Raw genomic sequence first — 20,092 nt, forward strand, 5'->3', positions numbered from 1 at the left:
CCATGAATATCGGAGAAGTCTCAGGCCGTTCGGGCCTGCCTGCGAAAACCATCCGCTATTACGAAGACATCGGATTGATCCGGCCCGGCCGCTCGGCCAATGGCTATCGCAGCTTCAGCGAGGCCGACCTGCATAAACTGGCCTTCCTGGGCCGTTCGCGCGCGCTGGGGTTCAGCATCGAGGATTGCCGAAACCTGCTGACGCTCTATGAGGATCGCAGCCGCGCCAGCGCGGATGTGAAGCAGATCGCCAAGGGCCATCTGGCGCGGATTGACGACAAACTGGCCGAGCTACAGGAAATGCGCGCCACGCTGGCCGGGCTGGTCCATGCCTGTGCTGGCGATGACCGGCCCGACTGCCCGATCCTGGCCGATCTGGCGGCCAAGCAGGGCGGTTAACGGCGGTAGCGCGCGACCTCGGCGTTCAGGCGGTCGGCGGCAGCGAAATACTCGTCGGCCAGCCGGTCCACCAGCTGCGCGGCGGGCACCACGTCCTTGACCGCGCCGATGCCCTGCCCCGAGCCCCAGATCGAGCTCCAGCTTTTGGGTTTCTCGGATCCGAAATCCATGTTCGACGGGTCCGAGCGTTCAAGGTTGTCCGGGTCCATCCCGGCTGCAGTGATCGAGGGCTTCAGGTAGTTGCCCCAGACGCCGGTGAACAGATCCGAATACACGATGTCCGAGGCCCCGGATTCGGTGATCATTTCTTTGTAACGGTCGGCGGCGTTGGCCTCGTGCGTGGCGATAAAGGCCGAGCCGGCATAGCCCCCATCGGCGCCCATGGCCTGCGCGGCCAGGATGGAATCGCCGCGGGCAATCGCGCCGGACAGGAACAGCGGGCCGTCAAACCATGCGCGGATTTCCTGGATCAGGGCCAGCGGCGACAGCGCACCGGCGTGCCCCCCGGCCCCGGCAGCGACGGCGATCAGCCCATCGGCGCCTTTCGCGATCGCTTTGCGGGCGAATTTATCGTTGATGATGTCATGCAGCACCACGGCACCCACGGAATGCGCGGCCTCATAGACCCATTCCTGCGCGCCCAGCGAGGTGATCCAGACGGGCACCTTGTGTTTCACACATAGCTCGACATCGCGTTCCAGACGGGGGTTTGACCGATGCACGATCTGGTTCACCGCAAAGGGCGCGGCGGGGCGGTCGGGGTTTTCGGCATTGTATTGCGCCAGCGTGTCGGTGATCCGGGCCAGCCATTCGTCCAGATCGTTGCCCTCTTTTTCGCGGGCGTTCAGCGCCGGGAAGGACCCGACAACGCCGGCCTTGCACTGGGCGATCACCAGATCAGGGTTCGAGATGATGAACAGCGGGCTGCCAATCAGCGGAATACGCAGGTTTTGCAGAACGGGGGGCAGGGACATTTATTTACCTTCGAAGACAGGTTTGCGTTTCTGGATGAAGGCCTGAACGCCCTCTTGGAAATCGGCCGAGCGGGTCAGCGGGCCTTGGATCTGCGCCTCGGCGGTGAACGCATCCGAGAAGGACACATTGCTGATGCTGCGCAGGATTTTCTTGGCCCCAGAGGCGGCCAGCGGGGCGGCGGCGGCGATACGTTCGGCCAGCGCGCGGGTGTCTGCCTCCAGCTGATCTGCGGGGGACAGCTGATTGACCAGACCGTGCGTCAGGCATTCGTCCGCAGGGATTTTGCGGCCTTCGATGATGGCTTGCAGGGCGCGGTGGTATCCCATGCCCTTGAGCAGCAGCCAGGTGTTGCCCCCGTCCGGCACCAGCGAGATCGCGGCAAAAGCCATATAAAGCGAGGCATTTTCCGCCATCACCACCATATCGCAGTTCATCGCATAGGCCGCGCCGATTCCGGCGGCCGAGCCATGCACCTGCGCGATCCAGATTTTCGGCGAATTGGCGATACCCATCAGCGAGGGGCGGTACTCGGCCTCAAGCATGTGGTCGGTGGGCATGGGGCCCAGACCGCCCTTCAGATCGGCGCCAGCGCAGAATCCGGGGCCCTCGCCCTTCAGGATGACCACGCGGATGTCGGGCATGGAGTCGATCCGGGCGACAGCCTGTATCAGGGCCAGGCGCATATCGCCATTCACGGCATTGAACGCTTCGGGCCGGGTTAGGGTCAGGGTGGCAATCGCGCCATCTGTGTCGATCTTCAGAACGCCGTTGAAATCGTCGCTCATGTGTTTCCTCCTCAGGTCAGGATGCCGTTTTCGCGCATCCTGGCAATGGTCTGCGCGTCATAGCCCAGCCGGGCCATCACGCTGTCTGTATCGGCCCCCGGCGCGGGCGGGCTGCCCACCGGATCGGGGCTGGAGCGGCTGAATTTCGGGGCAGGGGCCACCTGGGTGACGCCGTTCACATCCGTGAAAACGCCGCGCGCCTTCATATGCGGATGCTGAGGCGCCTCGGACCAGGTCAGGATCGGAGCCACACAGGCATCCGTGCCGTCGAAAATCTCCTCCCATTCGGCGCGGGTCTTGGTTTGGAAGACCTGAGCATAGGACGCATGGCGATCCAACCATGACGTTTCGTCGTTTTGGCTGGCCTTATGATCCTGGGGCAGGCCGGCCAGGTCCACCAGCTGCGCGAAAAATTGCGGCTCCAGCGGGCCGACCGAGACATATTTGCCATCGGCGCATTCATAGCTGCGATAGAAGGGCGCGCCGCCGTCCAGCCAGTTGCTTTCGCGTTGTTCAGACCAGCGGCCCATGGCGATCATCGAATGCACCAAGGCCATCAGCGCCGGCGCGCCATCCACCATCGCCGCGTCAATCACTTGCCCACGGCCAGAATGCTGGCGCTCATAGATCGCCGACAAGATCCCCAGCAGCAGGAACATCGTCCCGCCCGCGTAATCGGCCGCGATATTCATCGGGGGAATGGGGGGCTGATCCTTTTTGCCGATGGCGTGCAGAACGCCCGTCAGCCCCAGATAGTTGATGTCATGCCCGGCCATCTGCGCCATGGGGCCATCCTGCCCCCAGCCTGTCATTCGTCCATACACCAGCGTAGGGTTCGCGGTCAGGCAGGCATCCGGCCCCAGGCCCATGCGCTCCATTACGCCGGGGCGGAACCCCTCGATCAGGACGTCGGCGCGGGCGATCAAGGCCATGGCGGCCTCGATCCCTTCGGCGGATTTGAGGTTCAGCGCCACCGACAGCTTCCCCCGGTTGTTGATGTCGGCCGGGTTGGCCTTGCCGGATTTGCGGGTGATCAGAATGACTTCGGCCCCCAGATCGGCCAGGAATTGCCCGGCCAGAGGGGCAGGGCCCAGCCCCGCCATTTCCACCACCGTCAGCCCGGTCAGAGGTCCGCTCATGCTGCCTGCTCCTGCGTGTTGCGTAGAATGTCAAACGCGCCGTCATTCAGCGCGAACCGTTCGCCATAGCGCGCGGCCAGTTTTGCCGCGCGGGCGGCAAAGGCGTCAATCCCGATGCCACGGATAAACTGGATCGCCCCGCCGGTATGGGCCGGGAAACCGATGGCGAAAATGCCGCCCAGGTTGGCCTCGACCTCAGAGCGCAGCACGTTTTCATTCAGGCAGCGCAGGGTTTCGATGGCCTGACGATACAGCAGCCGGTCAATCGCGTCGGGCACCGAGATGTCCGCATTGCCCTTGGAAAACTGGCTAAGCCCCGGCCACAGGGATTTGCCGCCACCGGGGGCGTACTCATAGAAGCCGCCGCCGTAATGACGCCCGCCGCGTCCCTGTTCGATCATCGCATCGCACACGGATTTCGAGGCCACGTTATGCCGCCCGAATCCGCTGTCCACGCCCAGACGCGCGTCCAGATCGGCATGGGTCTTGGCCACTTTTTGCGACAACACCAACGAGGTCTCGTCATGCACCGCCAGCGGCCCCACGGGCATCCCCGCCAGCCAGGCGGCGCGCTCCACCGCGACGGGGGACATGCCATCCACCAGCAGCGCGATCCCCTCGTCCAGATAGGTGCCGAACACGCGGCTGGTAAAAAAGCCCCGACTGTCATTCACCACGATGGGCATATAGCCGATCTGCTGCACATAGTCGTAGGCCTTGCGCAGCGTGTCCTGGCTGGTCTTCTGGCCCATGATGATCTCGACCACCTTCATCTTGTCCACGGGCGAGAAGAAATGCAGCCCGATGAACCGCGTGGGATCGGGGCAGTATTGCGCCAGAATGGAAATCGGCAGGGTCGAAGTGTTCGAGCCATAAATCCCGTCCGGTCCCAGTTGGGCAAAGGTTTCGGGGATGACCTGTTCCTTCAGGGCGATGTCCTCGAACACGGCTTCGATGATCAGATCGGTGCCGGCAAAGGCTGCGTTGTCGGTGGTGGGGGTGATCTGTGCCAGCAGGGCGGTTTTGCGCGCCTCATCCATACGGTGCCGTTTGATCCGTTTGTCCGCCAGCATCTCGCTATAGGATTTGCCCTTTTCGGCGCGCGCCATGTCGGTGTCTTTCAGCGCCGTGGGCAGCCCCGCATTCGCGTGCGCCCAGGCAATGCCCGAGCCCATCATCCCCGCGCCCAGAATGGCTGCGTTTTGGGCTTTCCAGCGGTCACCCTGCGGGCGGATGGCGCCGGATTTGATCGCCTGCATCCCAAAGAAAAACGAGCGGATCGCCGCCTTGCATTCGGGCGTCATCACCAGCGCGCACAGCCCGCGGCTTTCGCTGCGCAGGGCGGCGTCATAGTCAATCCGCATCGAGTTCACGGCGATGTCCAGGATCTTCTCGGGGGCGGGCAGCAGCCCACGGGTTTTCGAATACAGAAACGCCGAAGAGCCGACGATCAGCTGCCGGATTTTCGGATGCAGCACATCCCCGCCCGGATAGCGAAAGCCCTTTTGATCCCAGGGCTGGGTGTGGCTGTCGGGGTTGGCCTTGATCCAGGCCTTGGCGGCGGGGATCAGATCATCAATAGCCGGAACGACCGCATCCACCATGCCGATTTTCAGCGCCTTTTGCGGCTTGACGGGCTTGCCCTCGGTCAGGTGGGGCAGGGCGGCCTCCAGCCCCAACAGCTTGGTCAGGCGCACCACCCCGCCCGCGCCGGGCAACAGGCCCAGAGTGACCTCGGGCAGGCCCACGATCGCGCCGGGAACATCCGCGATAATGCGGTGATTACAGGCCAGGCACAGCTCGTACCCGCCGCCCAGGGCCGCGCCGTTGATGGCGGCGACAACGGGCACTTGCAGCTGTTCCAGCTCGCGGTAGGGGCGCTTGTTTTCCTCGATATAGTGCAGGGTTTCGGCGTCGGCCTTCTGGATGCCCAGGATCAGCCGCAGATCGCCCCCCGCAAAGAACGTCTTCTTGGCCGAGGCAAAGATCACCCCGGCCAGATCGTCCTCGGCGCGCAGACGCGCCAGCACGTCGTCCATGCCCGGCACATAGCGTTCGTTCATGGTGTTGGCGGACTGGCCCTGCGTGTCCATGGTCACGGTCACAATGCCGTCTGCGTCTTTTTCGTAAATGAAATCAGTCATGTCTGTCCCCCTCAGACCCGCTCGATGATCGAGGCAATGCCCATGCCGCCGCCCACGCACATGCAGATTAGCGCGCGTTTCAAGTTCCGCCGTTCCAGCTCGTCCAGCATGGTGGACACAAGGCAACCGCCCGTCGCCCCCAAAGGATGCCCCATGGCGATGGCCCCGCCGACCACGTTCAGTTTTTCATCCGGCACGTTCAGATCGCGTTGCAATCGCAGGGCGACGGACGCAAAGGCCTCGTTAATCTCTACCAGGTCGATGTCGTCGATGGTCAGCCCGGCCTTGGCCAGGGCTTTTTCGGACGCCGGGCCGGGCCCCGTCAGCATGATCGTCGGATCGGTCGAGGTCAGCGCGATGGAAACCACCCGTCCGCGCGGGGTCAGGCCCAGGTCTTTGCCGACCTGCTGGTTGCCCAACATGATCAGAGAGGCCCCATCCACAATCCCCGAGCTGTTGCCCGGCGTGTGCACATGGTTGATCTGCGCCACTTCGGGGTATTTGGCCAGCGCAACGGCATCGAACCCAAAGCCGCCCATCGCCGCAAAAGACGGTTTCAGCGCCGCCAGTTTCTGCATGTCCGTGTCGGGCTTGATGAAGTCGTCGCGTTCCAGAATGACCACGCCGGTTTCGTCCTTCACCGGCACGACCGAGCGATCAAACCAGCCGCTATCCCGCGCATGGGCGGCGCGTTTTTGCGATTCCACGGCAAAGGCATCCACGTCATCGCGGCTCCAGCCCTCGATGGTGGCAATGAGATCGGCGCCGATCCCCTGCGGCACGAATCCCGTCTGAATCGCGGTGGCCGGATCCTCGGCAAAGGGCCCGCCGTCGGCGCCCATGGGCACGCGCGACATGGATTCGTAGCCGCCCGCGCAGACCAGATCCTCCCATCCGCTGGCCACTTTGGCGGCGGCGGTGTTGAACGTGTCCAGCCCGCTGGCGCAGAAACGGTTCACCTGCGCGCCGGCCACGTTTTCGGCCCAGCCGGCCTTTTGCAGCGCGATTTTCGGCAGGACCGAGCCCTGCTCCATCACCGGGGCCACGCAGCCCATCATCAGATCGTCCACGCGGGACGTATCCAGATCGTGGCGCGATTGCATCTCGGTCAGCAGGGTGGTGACCAGATCAATCGGTTTGACCTCGTGCAGGGTGCCGTCTGCCTTACCTTTGGATCTGGGTGTGCGTATCGCGTCGTAAATATAGGCTGTTTGTGTCATCTCGCTCCTCCTTCGAATGACATCATTAACCTAAGATGCCCTCGCGAATTGTGCCCTCTAACTGCACTTTGGAAAAATCCAGACGGGGCAGGGGATCAAATGGGATGGTCGAAAGCGTTCGGGCCTCTTCGGCCTCGATTCCGACCGAGCGCAGCATCAGTTCAGCCGTGTCACTGCCGGATTTGCGCCAGGTCATGATCCCCCCCAGCACCAGAGCCGTCGCGCCCATCACCGCGCCGCCTCCCAGCGCGGTAATCGAGTGTATCTGCGCCTCGCGATAGTGAAACCGCCCGCTGTCCAGCCCCTGACGCAGCAGCTGGTTGGGCATTTTGCCCCAGAATTTCCCCAGCCGCGGGTCAATCATGCCGAATTGCGCGATGAACAGGCCCCAGTCGCGCTCCTCGTGCACGCGGCGGATGATCTTACGCAGGATCAGGGCCAGACGGGCGGCCGGGTCGGTCACATCCGTATCGGTGGCCCGCGCGGTCTGGCGCAGTTCCAGATACATCAGATCGCACAGGATGCTGAACAGATCGTCGGGATTTTCGATGTTATTGTAGATAGTTCCGCGTGACAGGCCTGCCTCTTTGGCCAGATCGCTGATTGCGATCTGCCGGGAACCTTTTTCGGCAAATAGCCGCAATGCGGCGTGCAGGATGCGGGCATTGACGGTTTTCATATCCAGTCCATGATCACTGTTGACACAATTTGAACACGTGTGTTTATTTGAAGTCAATAGCGTTCATCGGTCATGGGAGGAGACAGAATGGATGCGTGTATGAGTGGCCCTCAGATGGGGCCATTCCCGGCTATGCGCCGGGCGCTTCTGACCGTCCGTATTGCAGCTTCGATCTGGGAGAATCGTGCTGAGAAACGGAGGGTCCAATGGAACTGATTCAGCTGATCATCGGAGGCATTGCCTCGGGGTGTATCTATGGGCTGGTGGCCCTGGGGTTCGTCCTGATTTACAAGGCAACCGAGGGTGTGAACTTTGCCCAGGGGGATATGATGATGCTGGGGGCCTTTGTGGCCCTGGGCCTGGTCAATTCCGATTACGGGGCCTTGCCCTTTGTGCCTGGCATCATTCTGGCGGCTTTCGTCATGGGCGGCGTCGGCTATGGCGTGGACCGTTTCGTAGTGCGAAAGATCTTTGGTCAGCCGCATTTTGCGCTGGTTATTCTGACGATCGCGATGGGATTCGTGTTCCGCTTTGTCGCCGGTTCGATCTGGGGTTTCACGCCGCTGGTGCTGGAAACCCCCTTTGCCGGCAACACGCTGAATATCGGCGGGATCATCATCGGCTATGAGGACATCACCACGATCATTGTCACGGCCCTGCTGACGCTGGCGCTGTGGGCGTTTTTTCAGTTCACCAAGCTGGGGCTGGCCGCGCAGGCGGCCTCGCAGAACCAGATGGCTGCCTATATCGTGGGGGTGCCGGTGCATCGGGTGAACTCGATGATCTGGGCGCTGTCGGGGGGTGTTTCGACGATTGCCGGGGTTCTTTATGCCTCGAAAGGGGCGATTGACCCGAATATCGGCCTGCTGGGGATCAAAGCCTTTGCGGCCGCGGTCATCGGCGGTTTCGGCAGCCTGCCGGGGGCACTGCTGGGCGGGATCCTGATCGGTGTGGTCGAGCCCATCGCGGCCCGATACCTGCCTGCGGGTTTCAGCCAGATGAGCCCCTATATCATCATGCTAGCCGTGCTGGTCACACGTCCGAACGGACTGTTTGCCCAGATCTACGCCAAGAAGGTCTGAGCCAATGAAAGTTATCTTCAAGACAAGTTACGACAACGACATCGACCTGCACGAGGATTGGTGGGCGCGGGGTAAAATCATCCTGCTGGTGGCCTTTATGGCGGCGCTGCCGTTCTTTGCCGGGGAATATTACCTGGCCGAGATCACCAACACGCTGATCTGGTCTTTGGCGGGGATGGGGCTGATGCTGCTGGTGGGGCACACCGGGCAGGCCAGCCTGGGACACGCGGCCTTTCTGGCGATTGGGGCCTATACGGATGCGGCGCTGATGAATATCGGCGTGCCGTGGGTGATTGCCTTTCCGCTGGCGGGGATCGCGGCCGGGGTGTTTGGCGCCATCGTCGCCATTCCGGCGGTGCGCATGTCCGGCATCTATCTGGCCATCGCCACGCTGGCGCTGTTCGTCATCGTTGAGGAACTGATCATCGTGGCCGAGCCCATCACCGGCGGTGTCGGCGGGATATTCGCGCCCTCGATCACCATTCTGGGCGTGGATTTTGACCGCTATGCCAATCTGAATAACTTCTACTGGCTGTGCCTGGCCGTGGTGGTTCTGGTGACCTGGCTTTATGCCAACCTGATGCGCAGCCCTACCGGGCGCAGCTTCCTGGCCGTGCGCGATTCCGAGGTCTCGGCCCGCGCGCTGGGGATCAACATCACGCGCACACGGTCTTTGGCCTTTGGTCTGTCCTGCGCGATGACAGGGCTGGCGGGCGCGCTGATGGGGCATTTCATTGCCTTCTTCAACTACGAGCTCTTCTCGGTCTTTATCTCGATCAACCTGCTGCTTGTGGTGACGATCGGGGGGCTGGGGTTCATCCAGGGGGCGTTCTTTGGGGCGATCCTGATCACGGCCGTGCCGCAGGTGATTGCCATCTTGCGCGATGGTCTGAAATCCAGCGCGGGGATTGATCTGTCGATGCCCGGTCTGGATACGCTGATCTTCTCGATTATCCTGGTGACGTTCATCATCTACGAGCCAACGGGCCTTTATGGGCGCTGGCTGAAGATCCGAGCCTGGTTCCAGCTGTTTCCGCTGGCGCGTCGTGACATGTTCCGCCGCCAGAAAACCTATCTGAAAACGGAGCGGATGAAATGAGCCTGCTAGAAGTAGACGATCTGGCCATCCATTTCGGCGGCGTGAAAGCCGTGGACGGGGTCAGCTTTACGGTCGAGGAAGGCGAGGTCTTCTCGATCATCGGGCCGAACGGCGCGGGGAAATCCACCATCTTCAACCTGATCTCGCGGTTCTACAAACCGACCCGCGGCACGATCAAGTTCGATGGCAAGGACATCACCCACATGTCGGCGCATGATATCGGCCAACTGGGCATCGCGCGGACCTTCCAGAATATCGAGCTGTTCGACCACTCGACCGTTCTGGATAACCTGCTGATGGGGCGGCACACTCATCGCGGCACCAACTGGCTGCAAGACATGTGGTTCGTGCCCAAATGCCGCCGCGAGGAACGTGGCCACCGGCAAAAGGTGGAAGAGGTGATCGAGTTTCTGGAGCTGGAAGCCTACCGCGAAAAGCTGATCGCCGGGCTGCCTTATGGCGTCCGCAAGGTGGTGGAAATCGGCCGCGCGCTGGCCATGGGCCCCAAGATGATCCTGCTGGACGAGCCGGCCTCGGGCCTGTCCGTCGAAGAAAGCCAGGAGGTCGCCTATTGGGTCGAGGACATGCGCCGCGACATGGGGCTGACCGTGCTGATGGTGGAACATGACATGAAGCTGGTCACGCAGGTCAGCGACCGGGTGCTGGCTGTGGCCAATGGTCAGCCGCTGGCGATGGGCCTGCCGTCCGAGGTGCAATCGGATCCGCAGGTCAAAGCGGCCTATCTGGGAACGGAGGTGGACGCATGACCAAGGTTCTGGACATCCGCAATGTGGAAACCTTCTATGGCGCGATCATGGCGCTGCGCGGGGTCTCGCTTGAGGTGAACGAGGGCGAGATCGTCACCATCCTGGGCGCCAACGGTGCGGGCAAAACCACTCTGATGAAGACGATCAGCGGGTTGATGGACCCCGAAAAGGGCAACATCGAATTCAACGGCGTGGACATCGTCGGCAAACAGCCCGATCAGATCGTCCGCATGGGCCTGGCCCACGTCCCCGAAGGGCGCGAGGTCTTCCCCTATCTGACCATCGAGGAAAACCTGAAAATGGGCGCCTATGCCCGCAAAGGCGTGGATCTGCGCGACGATATTGCTCTGGTCTATGAATATTTCCCGATCCTCAAGGAGCGGCGCAATCAGTCCGCGGGGTTCTTATCGGGGGGGCAGCAGCAGATGCTGGCGATCGGGCGCGGCCTGATGGCCAAGCCCAAACTGATGCTGCTGGACGAGCCCTCTTTGGGTCTGTCACCCCTGCTGACGCAGGAAATCTTTACCATCATCAAACGTCTGAATGCCGAACAGAAGGTCACGATGCTGCTGGTTGAACAGAATGCCAATGTCGCGCTGCACACGGCGCATCAGGGCTATGTTCTGGAAATGGGCCGGATCGTGATGGCGGGCAGCTGCGAAGAGCTGCGCGCCTCGGACGATATCCAGGAGTTCTACCTGGGTCGTCAGGAAGAATCCCAGCGCGGTCAGAAGCGCTGGAAACGGCGTAAGACGTGGAGGTAACGCGATGATGAACACCGATATGATCATCCCGGCCGACGCGCCGATCACCATGGATGGTTGCGACACTGTGGTAAAACTGTGGGCCAAGCGCTGCCATGAACTGGGCAGCAAAACCGCCCACCGTGAAAAGGAACTGGGCGTCTGGCAATCCTACAGCTGGACGGACTATTTCAACGGTGCGCGCAATGCGGCGCTGGGGCTGCTGGCCATGGGGCTGGAGCGCGGTCAGCCCGTGCAGATCCTGTCCGAGGACCGGCGCGAATGGCTGTATGTGGATCTGGGCGTTGCGGCGGTGGGGGGCATTCCCTCGGGGGTCTATACCACCGATGCCGCCAGCCAGCTGGCCTATCTGGTCAACGATTCCGGCGCGCCGTTCCTGTTCGTGGAAAATGACGAACAGCTGGATAAATTCCTTGAGGTCCGCGACCAGATGCCAGGCCTGAAAAAGGTCATCGTCTTTGACCGCGACGGGCTGGCGACTTTCAGCGATCCGATGGTGATGTTCTGGGACGAGCTGATGGAGATGGGCGAGGCCGAGGCCAAGGCGCATCCCAAACGCTTTGTGCAAGAGCTGGAGAAATCCAAACCCGAAGATCCGCGGATGCTGATCTATACCTCGGGCACCACGGGGCCGCCCAAAGGGGCGATCATCACGCATCGCAATGTTGTCTTTCAGATGTTCGCGGGCGAGCAGACGATCGAATTTGAACAAACGGACGAGCTGCTGTGTTTCTTGCCGCTGTGTCACGTGTTGGAACGTCTGATTTCCGTGGAATTCCCGATCTTTGCGGGCTGCAAGGTGAACTTTGCCGAAAGCCCCGAAACGGTGTTCGACAACCTGCGCGAGGTCAGCCCGCATTCCTTTACCGGGGTGCCGCGGATCTGGGAAAAGGTCTATAGCCGGATCAGCATCATGCGGTCCGAGGCAGGCTGGGTCGGGCGCAAGGCGTTTGACTGGGCCATCGCAGCGGGCATGAAGAAAGCCCTGGCCAAGGAAGAAGGCAAACACCTGTCCCCCGGCGCTAAGCTGAACCTGTTCCTGGCCGATCTTCTGGTGCTGCGGAACCTGCGCCAATTGGTTGGCCTGCAACGCACGCGGCGCTGCACCACCGGGGCGGCGCCCATCTCGCCCGATCTGCTGCGCTGGTTCGAGGCCATCGGCGTGCACCTGCTGGAGGGCTTCGGGATGACCGAAACCTCAGGCGTGGCCACGGTCAACACGCTGGCGCATAATAAGATCAGCACGGTGGGGCAGGCCACCCCCGGCACACAGATCAAGATCTCGCCCGAAGGGGAAATCCTGGTGGGCGGCCCGGCGGTCTTTGGTGGGTATTGGAACAAGCCCGAAAAAACCGCCGAAACCATGACCGAGGATGGCTGGCTGCGCACCGGCGACGTGGGCCGCCTGGATAACGAGGGCAACCTGACGATCACCGGCCGGATGAAGGACATCATCATCACCGCCGGCGGCAAAAACATCACCCCCGCTGAGATCGAAAGCAAACTGAAGTTCTCGCCCTATGTGTCGGATGCGGTGGTGATCGGGGACGCGCGCAAGTATCTGACATGCCTGATCATGATTGATCAGGAAAATGTTGAAAGGTTCGCACAAGAGCGTCAAATTCCTTATGCAGACTTCGCGTCGCTGACGCGGGCAAAGGAGGTGGTGGACCTGATCGGTCAGGTCGTAAGCGAGACCAACAAGGACTTCGCCCAGGTGGAACAGATCAAGGATTTCCGTCTGATCGACATCCTGCTGACAGCCGAGGACGAAGAACTGACCCCCACCATGAAGCTCAAGCGGAACTACGTGAACACGCGTCACGCCGGCTTGATCGAAAGCATGTACTGATCGCGCCTTTGAGGAGGGGCGCGGCCAGAACCTAAATGTACCAATGGGAGGAATAAACCAATGAAAGCATTCAAGACCCTTGCCGCTGTTGCGGCGCTGTCCCTGGGGCTTGGCGCCCCCGCGATGGCCGAAGACGGTGTCAGCGACACCGAAATCAAACTGGGCGGCGCGCATGACCTGTCAGGCATTTTCGCGCCCTTCTCGGTGCCTGCGGTGAAAGCGGCGCAGCTCTATTTCGATGAGGTGAACGCGGCGGGCGGCGTCCATGGCCGCAAAATCACCTATATCGTCGAAGACCACGGCTATCAGGTGCCCAAGGCTGTTCAGGCCGCTAACAAATTGGTGAACCGCGATAAGGTGTTCGCCATGCTGCTGAACCTGGGCACGCCCACCAACATCGCCATGTTCAAACTGCTGGAGCCCAAAGGCATCCCGAATGTCAGCCCGCTGACCTCGGCGCGTCAGATGGTGAACCCGCCCGCCCCGTGGAAATTTGCGGGCACGGCCTCTTACTATGATGCGGTCAAGGCCGGCACGGAATACATGGCCACGGATATGGGGGTGAAAACCTTCTGCCTGATGTATCTGCCCACTGATTTTGGCAAGGAAATCGAGATGGCCGTAAAGGAAGGCGTGGCCGCCTCGGGGGCCAGCTTTGGCATCGAAACCCAGCATAAACCCGATGAGACCGATTTCACCGGCGCGCTGGGTAAGGTGAAGGCAGCTGGCTGTAACACCGTGGGCCTGGCCCTGGGCGTTAGCCAGACGATCAACGTCGTCGCGACGGCCAATAAGCTGGGGATCGACGTGGATTTCCTGCTCAGCAATGCGGGGTTCCATACCGTTGTGGCCAAGGGGCTGGCGGCTCAGGGCGTGATGGGCGGTGTCTATGCCGCAGCAGGCTGGCAGGATCTGGAGGCCCGCATGGGCAACCCGACCGTCGCCAAATGGGTGAAATCCTACACCGATGCCACCGGCGAGAAATTCCCCGGCACCGGCGCTCTGCTGGGCCGTTCGGCGGCTGAACTGATCGTGGCCGGCTTTGAGGCCGCAGGCCCTGATCTGACCCGCGAAAGCTTTATCGCGGCGATGGAAACCCTGCAATTCGCCGACGAGGTTGCCGGGAATAACGTCAACATGTCCGCTGACAACCATGTCGCCGCCACCGAGATCTTCATCTCGGCTGTGGAAAATGGCAGCTGGAAACTGATGAAGACCCTCAAGTGACGGTCCTGGCGGGGCGGCGCAGACCGCCCCGCACTGCTTTTCCCGACAATCGAATGCCTGTGCTCAGACCGGAGGTGCCCCCGTGCTGAAACGAACGATCTATGACGAAGAACACGAGATTTTCCGCCAATCCGTCCGCAAATGGGCCGAAACCGAGGTCTTCCCCCATGGCCAGACCTGGCGCGCAGACGGCTGCGTCAGCGCCGAGGTCTGGAAAAAGGCCGGCGCGCAGGGGTTCTTGTGCATGTATGCGGATGAAGAATACGGCGGCCTGGGTCTGGACGATTTCCGCTATGACATGATCCTGGCCGAGGAAATTAACCCGCGCGAGCCGGGTTTTTTCATCGCGCTGCATAACCGGATCGTGGGGCCGTATCTGCACAAACTGGGCACCCCAGAGCAAAAGAAACGCTTCTTGCCCGGCGTGGTATCGGGCGACACCGTTCTGGCTATCGCCATGACGGAACCGGGCACCGGATCGGACCTGGGCGGCGTGAAAACCCGCGCGGTGGATATGGGCGATCACTGGCTGCTGAATGGCTCGAAAACCTATATCTCAAATGGGATTCTGGCGGGGCTGATCGTCGTGGCCGCCCGCACCGGCGCAGGCCACCAGATCGGGCTGTTCCTGGTCGAGGACGGGATGCAGGGGGTTTCCCGTGGCCGAAACCTGAAGAAAATGGGCCTGCGCTCGCAGGACACGGCCGAGCTGTTCTTCGATGACGTGAAAGTGCCCAAGCAAAACGTGCTGGGCGATCCGCACAAAGGCTTCAAGGCGATGATGATGAACCTGGCCGAAGAACGCATCATCGGCGCGCTGGGGTTCATGGCGCGGGCAGAGCACGCCTTCAATATCACGATGGACTATATTCAGAACCGCCGCGCCTTTGGCCAGCCGATCGGCACGTTTCAGAACTCACGGTTCAAAATGGCTTCGATGCGCACCGAACTGGATGCCGGCTGGGCGCTGACAGATCACTGCGTACGCGAACATCTAAGCGGCGCGCTGTCCGCGGAAATGGCCGCCGAGGCGAAACTCTTCACCTCAGAAGTCGAAGGCCGCGTGGTCGATGAATGTGTTCAACTGCACGGCGGCGCGGGGTATATGGAAGAATACGAAATCTCTCGCCTCTACAGCGACGCCCGCATCAGCCGCATCTATGCGGGCACCTCGGAGATCATGCGCGAAATCATCGGCCGGGGCCTTGGCCTGGATGAAAGAAGCCGTAACTAAGCGGGGCGCGCTGCGCGCGCACAGGATATCTCGGCCTGCGGCCTCGGAGACGGGGCTGCGCCCCTTTTGGCGCCCCCTTTCTTTGCTCTGAAAATACTCAGATTCCATCGCCTGCGTCAGCCCATGCGCTCGGAGGCGTAAGAACCGGGCGAGGCCGGGAACACCACTGTTTTATTACCATTGAGGAAAGCGCGGTGGTGAATATGGGCGTGCACGGCGCGCGCCAGGACCGAGGCTTCGACATCGCGGCCCAGGCTGACGTAATCCTCGGGCGATTGGGCATGGGTCACGCGCACGGTGTCTTGCTCGATGATCGGGCCTTCGTCCAGATCTGCCGTCACATAATGCGCGGTCGCTCCGATCAGTTTCACGCCGCGCTGATAGGCCTGTTTATAGGGGTTCGCCCCTTTGAACGAGGGCAGGAACGAGTGGTGGATATTGATGATCCGCCCCGACATCTTCTGGCACATTTCATCCGAAAGCACCTGCATGTAGCGCGCCAGCACCACCAGCTCGGCGCCGCTGTCTTCGATGATGGCCATTTGCTGGGCTTCGGCCTGGGCTTTGTTGTCCTTTGTGACCTTGATGTAATGGAAGGGAATATCGTGGTTCACCACGACCTTCTGATATTCCATATGGTTCGAGATCACGCCCACGATGTCGATCGGCAGCGCGCCGATCCGCCAGCGATACAGCAGATCGTTCAGGCAATGACCAAAACGCGAGACCATCAGGATGACCTTCATCTTCTGGCTTTCGTCATGGAAGGCAAAGGCCATTTCGAACGCCTGGGCGGTTTGCGCAAAGGCCTCGGTCAGGCTGTCGATGCTGGCGCCTGTTTCCGACCGGAAGCTGATCCGCATGAAAAAGTTGCCGGTCTCGAAATCATCATACTGGGCCGAATCCGAAATGTTGCAGCCCTGCTTTGACAGAAAGGCGGCGATGGCGGCCACGACGCCTCGGGTGGATTTGCATTTCACGGTCAGAGCAAAGCTGTGCATCAAGGTCATCCCTGGTCAGAAGTCATATCTTTCCAGCGGTATACGGCAGCGCATTCGGGGGGCAATGCCTTGATTGCGACTGTTTTGGGCGAAAATGCGGGGGGTGTGGAAAAAAGGGCGGACCAGGTTTCCGAAAGGCGACGTTTGACGCTTATTTTCCGGCAACGCGGGTTTGCGGTGTTCAGGGAACATGGCGGGATGGGGCGCGCAAACCGGCCCGCCGCAGCCGGGGGCAGGGCGGGCCGGTCTGGATGATGCCTCGGGGACAGGACAGATGGGGATTAGTCTTGGCGTCCCCGAACCGGAGAAACGGACATCATCAGACCCAGGGCGGCCGTGCCCCCCGCCAACCCGACCAGCAGGGCGGGCGAGGCAGTGTACAGCAATTCAAAGAGGGCACGGGCCAGAGCGGCAGGGAAACCGCCCATTTGCGGCTGGGTCAGCGCCGCAAACCAGCAAAGAACGTGCCACGCTACGGTGGCAATCCCGCAAGACAGAGCCGCCGCGTGTTGCGCCGATCTGGCAAACCGCAGCGCCAGTGCGGCGGCCGACAAGGCTGGGAAAAGGGCGGGCAGGGCACTCACCCCCTGCCCGCCAGTCACGTTGAAATCCAGCCAGACCGCAACGGGGACAGTCGCAGCAGCGGCCGACAAGGCAGGGACCAAAACGGAAAGGGGAAATGATTTGGTCATGAAAAAGTACCTTTGTTTCAACATGATATAAGCTTAGACTCTGGCGGCGCGGGGCTCAAATGACGAAAGCTGTCACAAAGCGCGGGGGCCAAGAAAAACGCGGCCTCTTGCGGGGCCGCGTTCGGGATTTCCTATTGGGGGCTGGCTTAGTCCGCTGGAACCGTGTCGATTTCGAATTGCAGGATCACGGGGGCGGGTTTGGCCTTGGTTTTGCGGCTGGACAGGCTGACCGCCGCGCGTGTGCTGACGCCAAACCCGGCCTCATCCAGCAATCCGCGCAAGCCGCGCGCGGCCTGGCCAATTTCGCGGGTGCGTTCGAGCGGGGGCTGATCCAGAAAGGACAGATCCTCGACGGCGGATTGCTTATCGGCGGCCGAAACAATGACCAGCAGGCGATCCCGGCCAAAGCTGTCGTCCGTCACCAGCACGAAATCCTCTTTCAGCGTGTCTCCGGGGTGCAATCGCCCATTGCCCATGAAGGTGATCGAATATTGCGCACCAACATAGAGAATATTGAAATCCACCGGGTCGGAATTGGGGTTTGTCAGCTCCAGGCCGATGACGTCATTGGGCACCATTCGGTGGACGATGGCGCTCTGGACGGTTTCATGAGCATAGATTTCCTCGGAGTCTGTGTCGAATTTCGCGCGGGTCAGGTCGGCTGAAATATCGATCGTTTTACCGCCAGTCGCCGCGCCCATTTTCATCAGATTCAATGCCTTGCCCATGTGGGACAGATTGTCGGACAGTACAGTGCCCAGCTGCTGCGCGTCCTTATCGGCTGTCGAGATAGAGAAAAGCGTATCGTATTGATCTTCCTCGACTATTCCGGATGCAGGCAGGAACCAGAGCGCATCCGGCCTGGGGCTGTCCGGAATCACGGCCAGGCGCAGGTCGGCCTCTTCTCCGGCGGGGACGAACCGCAGACGAGGGCCGATGCGGGCGTTCTGCCGCGCCCAGTTCAGCGCCTCTTGCAGGGCCTGCGCCGGGGCGCTGCCGGGCTGCGGCAGTGCTACCGAAAGAGACATATCAACATTATTGGATATTTTTCGGATCACCGCCCCCTTGGGCAATTGCGCGGGCCCCTCGGTTTTGGGGGTCAGCGTGGCCGAAAACGTATCCAGCCCGGTGATTTCATAGCTGGCCAGGGCGGCCTCATCCAGATCGGCGGGCGAGGCCAGAAGGATCACCTCTTCGCCCTCGCTTAGCCCATGCAAACGGCCAGCGGGGATCGTCAGGCGATCCTTTTTGCGGGCGGCGGGCCATTGCAGAATCCGGCCCGCCGCCCCGGTGCCAAAGACCGGATCGTCCAGATTTCCTTCGAACAGAGGGGTCGCGCGCGCCAGGTTCAGCGCCGTGTATTTGCGCAGCACTTCGTCGCCCAACTGGCGATAGGTGATGCCCGGACGCTCGGCCAGCGTTTCGAACAGAGTATAGGTGAACACCCCTTGCAAACGGCGCCCGGCCTTGCCTTTGGGCATGTTTTTTTCTGGTGTTGTTTCAGTGGTTTGCGCCGCGTAAAAGGCAATCAGACGGCCCATTTCCCCGGCTGCGGCGGGCAATTCCACGGCGCTGTCGGGAATGTCGCGGGGCGAGGGCAGAGCGCGGCTGGCCCCTTCGGCGGCGGCCATCGCATCGGCGGGGATGCCCAGGGCGGCAGGCCCCAGTTTGCGTTCGCGGGTTTCGCCCTCTATTCCGGGGGCGGCGCGGGTGGCGGTGCCTGAATGGCAGCTGTCAAACACCACCCAGACATCGGCGCCCCTGGCCCGGATCGCGGTCAGCATCTGCCCGATTTCATCATCCACCAGCGCGTTCTGAACGGTGCCGACCGTATCCTGCCAGGGGCCGATATCGACGGGCAGGAACAGCTCGTCCAGACCATCGGTTTCGGTGGCCGGGTCCAGCGCCGGCGCCTGCGAACCATGCCCCGAGAAGTGCAGATACACGAAATCTCCTGGCTGCACCGTGGCGGCCAGATGCGCAAACCCATCGCGGATCGCCTGTAGCGTCGGAGGCGTGCCCCCCGCGACTCCATCGGCCAGCACGGTGATGTTTTCAGGGGCGAATTGCGCCACCGGATTGGATTGCAGATAGGTCGAGACCAGCTCTATGTCATTGGCCGGCCCACGCAGCCAGAACCGTTCGTGCAGGGCCGGATAGGTTGAGGCTCCGATCAGCAGGGCGTGGTTGTCGCGGGCCTGAGCAGACAGCCCGGCCAGCGCCAGCATTCCGGTCAGGGCAGTGGTGCGCAGCAATCGCATGGTGGTGTCCTTAGTTGGTGATCAGCGAATAAGGAGAGGCAGCGGTGCCCTTGTTCTTGACGATGATGGTAAAGCCTTCGGTGGTGGCCGGGCGCCAGCCGCAATAGGCGATCGCGCTGATATCGGTGTCTGAACAGACCAGCCGGCCCTTTGCGTCCTGCACATATAGGTTCAGATCGGTGGCGGCCTGGCCCTCGACATAGACTTCGGCATATTCGCCGCCCGTGTAGGGCAGGGGCGGATAGGTGTCGGTGCCCCCCGCGCGGATCGAGGTGATCGAATAGACCTGGCCCGTGGCCACGCCTTTGGTGTTTTCGGCGCGGATGTCGTCGATGATTCCCAGCAGCGCGTCATCCCCGGCAGCCAGTTCCGCGGCGACGTCCAGCATTGCGTGCCAACCGAGCGGGGCAGTCTCTGCGGGGGGTTCCGGCGGCACTTCTGCGGCGGAAATCGGGGCGCGGTCGGTTTGCTGAAAATGCAGGGATTTGCGCAGTTTGGCCGCCGCGACAATCAGGATCGGATCCTCGGATTCTACCCCCGACAGAAAAAGCTGCGCCGAGATTTCGGCGGTTTGCAGCGGCGTTTGGGCCTGCGCGGGAAACGGCAATGACATCGGCAATAGCGAGGCGGCTGTCAGGCAAAAGGCAAGGCGAAGGGACTTTGAAAACATGCAAATCTCCGGCGTTGAATGGGGGGATAATGCGTGCCCCGGCGCTGCAATTCAAAACTTTTCTGGCCCCAATTTGCACATGAACGGACTTGTCATGTGAGTT

Annotated in this window: 18 protein-coding genes; 8 read left to right on the forward strand and 10 right to left on the reverse strand. The window is 61.5% G+C overall.

Annotation, left to right across the window (positions count from 1 at the left end):
* The first annotated feature begins 2 nt into the window (after positions 1-2).
* Complete coding sequence (cueR, locus tag ACP15O_RS14800; protein ID WP_425096894.1) at positions 3-398, forward strand: Cu(I)-responsive transcriptional regulator; 396 nt, start codon at positions 3-5, stop codon at positions 396-398.
* Here the strand turns inward: cueR and ACP15O_RS14805 are convergent.
* From ACP15O_RS14805 to ACP15O_RS14830, 6 genes are read right to left on the reverse strand one after another with little or no spacing between them, the layout of a single operon-like run.
* On the reverse strand, positions 395-1,372 hold the full coding sequence (locus tag ACP15O_RS14805) for an NAD(P)H-dependent flavin oxidoreductase (RefSeq protein WP_425096895.1): 978 nt from the start codon (positions 1,370-1,372) through the stop codon (positions 395-397). The genes cueR and ACP15O_RS14805 overlap by 4 nt on opposite strands.
* A complete protein-coding gene (locus tag ACP15O_RS14810) occupies positions 1,373-2,158 on the reverse strand; it encodes an enoyl-CoA hydratase/isomerase family protein (RefSeq protein WP_425096896.1) in 786 nt (261 codons plus the stop codon).
* An 11-nt stretch (positions 2,159-2,169) separates the two neighbouring features.
* Entirely contained in the window at positions 2,170-3,297 is a 1,128-nt protein-coding gene (locus ACP15O_RS14815; RefSeq protein WP_425096897.1) for a CaiB/BaiF CoA transferase family protein, read from the reverse strand.
* Entirely contained in the window at positions 3,294-5,441 is a 2,148-nt protein-coding gene (locus ACP15O_RS14820; protein ID WP_425096898.1) for a 3-hydroxyacyl-CoA dehydrogenase NAD-binding domain-containing protein, read from the reverse strand. The genes ACP15O_RS14815 and ACP15O_RS14820 overlap by 4 nt, the downstream gene beginning before the upstream one ends.
* Positions 5,442-5,452: 11 nt before the next feature.
* Positions 5,453-6,661: an acetyl-CoA C-acetyltransferase gene (locus ACP15O_RS14825; protein WP_425096899.1), complete on the reverse strand. Its 1,209-nt coding sequence runs from the start codon at positions 6,659-6,661 to the stop codon at positions 5,453-5,455.
* A 25-nt stretch (positions 6,662-6,686) separates the two neighbouring features.
* On the reverse strand, positions 6,687-7,340 hold the full coding sequence (locus tag ACP15O_RS14830) for a TetR/AcrR family transcriptional regulator (RefSeq protein WP_425096900.1): 654 nt from the start codon (positions 7,338-7,340) through the stop codon (positions 6,687-6,689).
* A 206-nt stretch (positions 7,341-7,546) separates the two neighbouring features.
* On the opposite strand from ACP15O_RS14830, the gene ACP15O_RS14835 reads away from it, so the two are divergent.
* From ACP15O_RS14835 to ACP15O_RS14865, 7 genes are all read left to right on the forward strand, one after another.
* Positions 7,547-8,422, forward strand: coding sequence for a branched-chain amino acid ABC transporter permease (locus ACP15O_RS14835; protein WP_425096901.1), 876 nt, complete (start codon positions 7,547-7,549; stop codon positions 8,420-8,422).
* Between the two features lie 4 nt (positions 8,423-8,426).
* Positions 8,427-9,521: a branched-chain amino acid ABC transporter permease gene (locus ACP15O_RS14840; RefSeq protein ID WP_425096902.1), complete on the forward strand. Its 1,095-nt coding sequence runs from the start codon at positions 8,427-8,429 to the stop codon at positions 9,519-9,521.
* A complete protein-coding gene (locus ACP15O_RS14845) occupies positions 9,518-10,288 on the forward strand; it encodes an ABC transporter ATP-binding protein (RefSeq protein ID WP_425096903.1) in 771 nt (256 codons plus the stop codon). The genes ACP15O_RS14840 and ACP15O_RS14845 overlap by 4 nt, the downstream gene beginning before the upstream one ends.
* Positions 10,285-11,052, forward strand: a complete 768-nt coding sequence (locus ACP15O_RS14850) for an ABC transporter ATP-binding protein (RefSeq protein WP_425096904.1) — start codon at positions 10,285-10,287, stop codon at positions 11,050-11,052. Before ACP15O_RS14845 ends, ACP15O_RS14850 begins: the two co-directional genes overlap by 4 nt.
* A 4-nt stretch (positions 11,053-11,056) precedes the next feature.
* The gene (locus ACP15O_RS14855) at positions 11,057-12,904 is read left to right on the forward strand and encodes an AMP-dependent synthetase/ligase (protein ID WP_425096905.1); all 1,848 of its coding nucleotides are present in this window, start codon (positions 11,057-11,059) and stop codon (positions 12,902-12,904) included.
* 60 nt (positions 12,905-12,964) lie between these two features.
* The gene (locus tag ACP15O_RS14860; protein ID WP_425096906.1) at positions 12,965-14,131 is read left to right on the forward strand and encodes an ABC transporter substrate-binding protein; all 1,167 of its coding nucleotides are present in this window, start codon (positions 12,965-12,967) and stop codon (positions 14,129-14,131) included.
* A gap of 82 nt (positions 14,132-14,213) precedes the next feature.
* Positions 14,214-15,365, forward strand: coding sequence for an acyl-CoA dehydrogenase family protein (locus ACP15O_RS14865; RefSeq protein ID WP_425096907.1), 1,152 nt, complete (start codon positions 14,214-14,216; stop codon positions 15,363-15,365).
* A 116-nt stretch (positions 15,366-15,481) separates the two neighbouring features.
* On the opposite strand, the gene purU is transcribed toward ACP15O_RS14865, so the two are convergent.
* From purU to ACP15O_RS14885, 4 genes are all read right to left on the reverse strand, one after another.
* The gene (gene purU, locus ACP15O_RS14870) at positions 15,482-16,366 is read right to left on the reverse strand and encodes a formyltetrahydrofolate deformylase (RefSeq protein WP_425096908.1); all 885 of its coding nucleotides are present in this window, start codon (positions 16,364-16,366) and stop codon (positions 15,482-15,484) included.
* Positions 16,367-16,647: 281 nt separating this feature from the next.
* Positions 16,648-17,058, reverse strand: coding sequence for a hypothetical protein (locus ACP15O_RS14875; RefSeq protein WP_425096909.1), 411 nt, complete (start codon positions 17,056-17,058; stop codon positions 16,648-16,650).
* 146 nt (positions 17,059-17,204) lie between these two features.
* On the reverse strand, positions 17,205-19,319 hold the full coding sequence (locus ACP15O_RS14880) for a caspase family protein (RefSeq protein WP_425096910.1): 2,115 nt from the start codon (positions 19,317-19,319) through the stop codon (positions 17,205-17,207).
* 10 nt (positions 19,320-19,329) lie between these two features.
* The gene (locus ACP15O_RS14885; protein WP_425096911.1) at positions 19,330-19,989 is read right to left on the reverse strand and encodes a hypothetical protein; all 660 of its coding nucleotides are present in this window, start codon (positions 19,987-19,989) and stop codon (positions 19,330-19,332) included.
* Between the last annotated feature and the right edge of the window lie 103 nt (positions 19,990-20,092).

Origin of the sequence: Youngimonas ophiurae (nom. illeg.) (assembly GCF_049803795.1) — a bacterium.
In the GTDB taxonomy this organism is placed as follows: Bacteria; Pseudomonadota; Alphaproteobacteria; order Rhodobacterales; family Rhodobacteraceae; genus Thalassobius.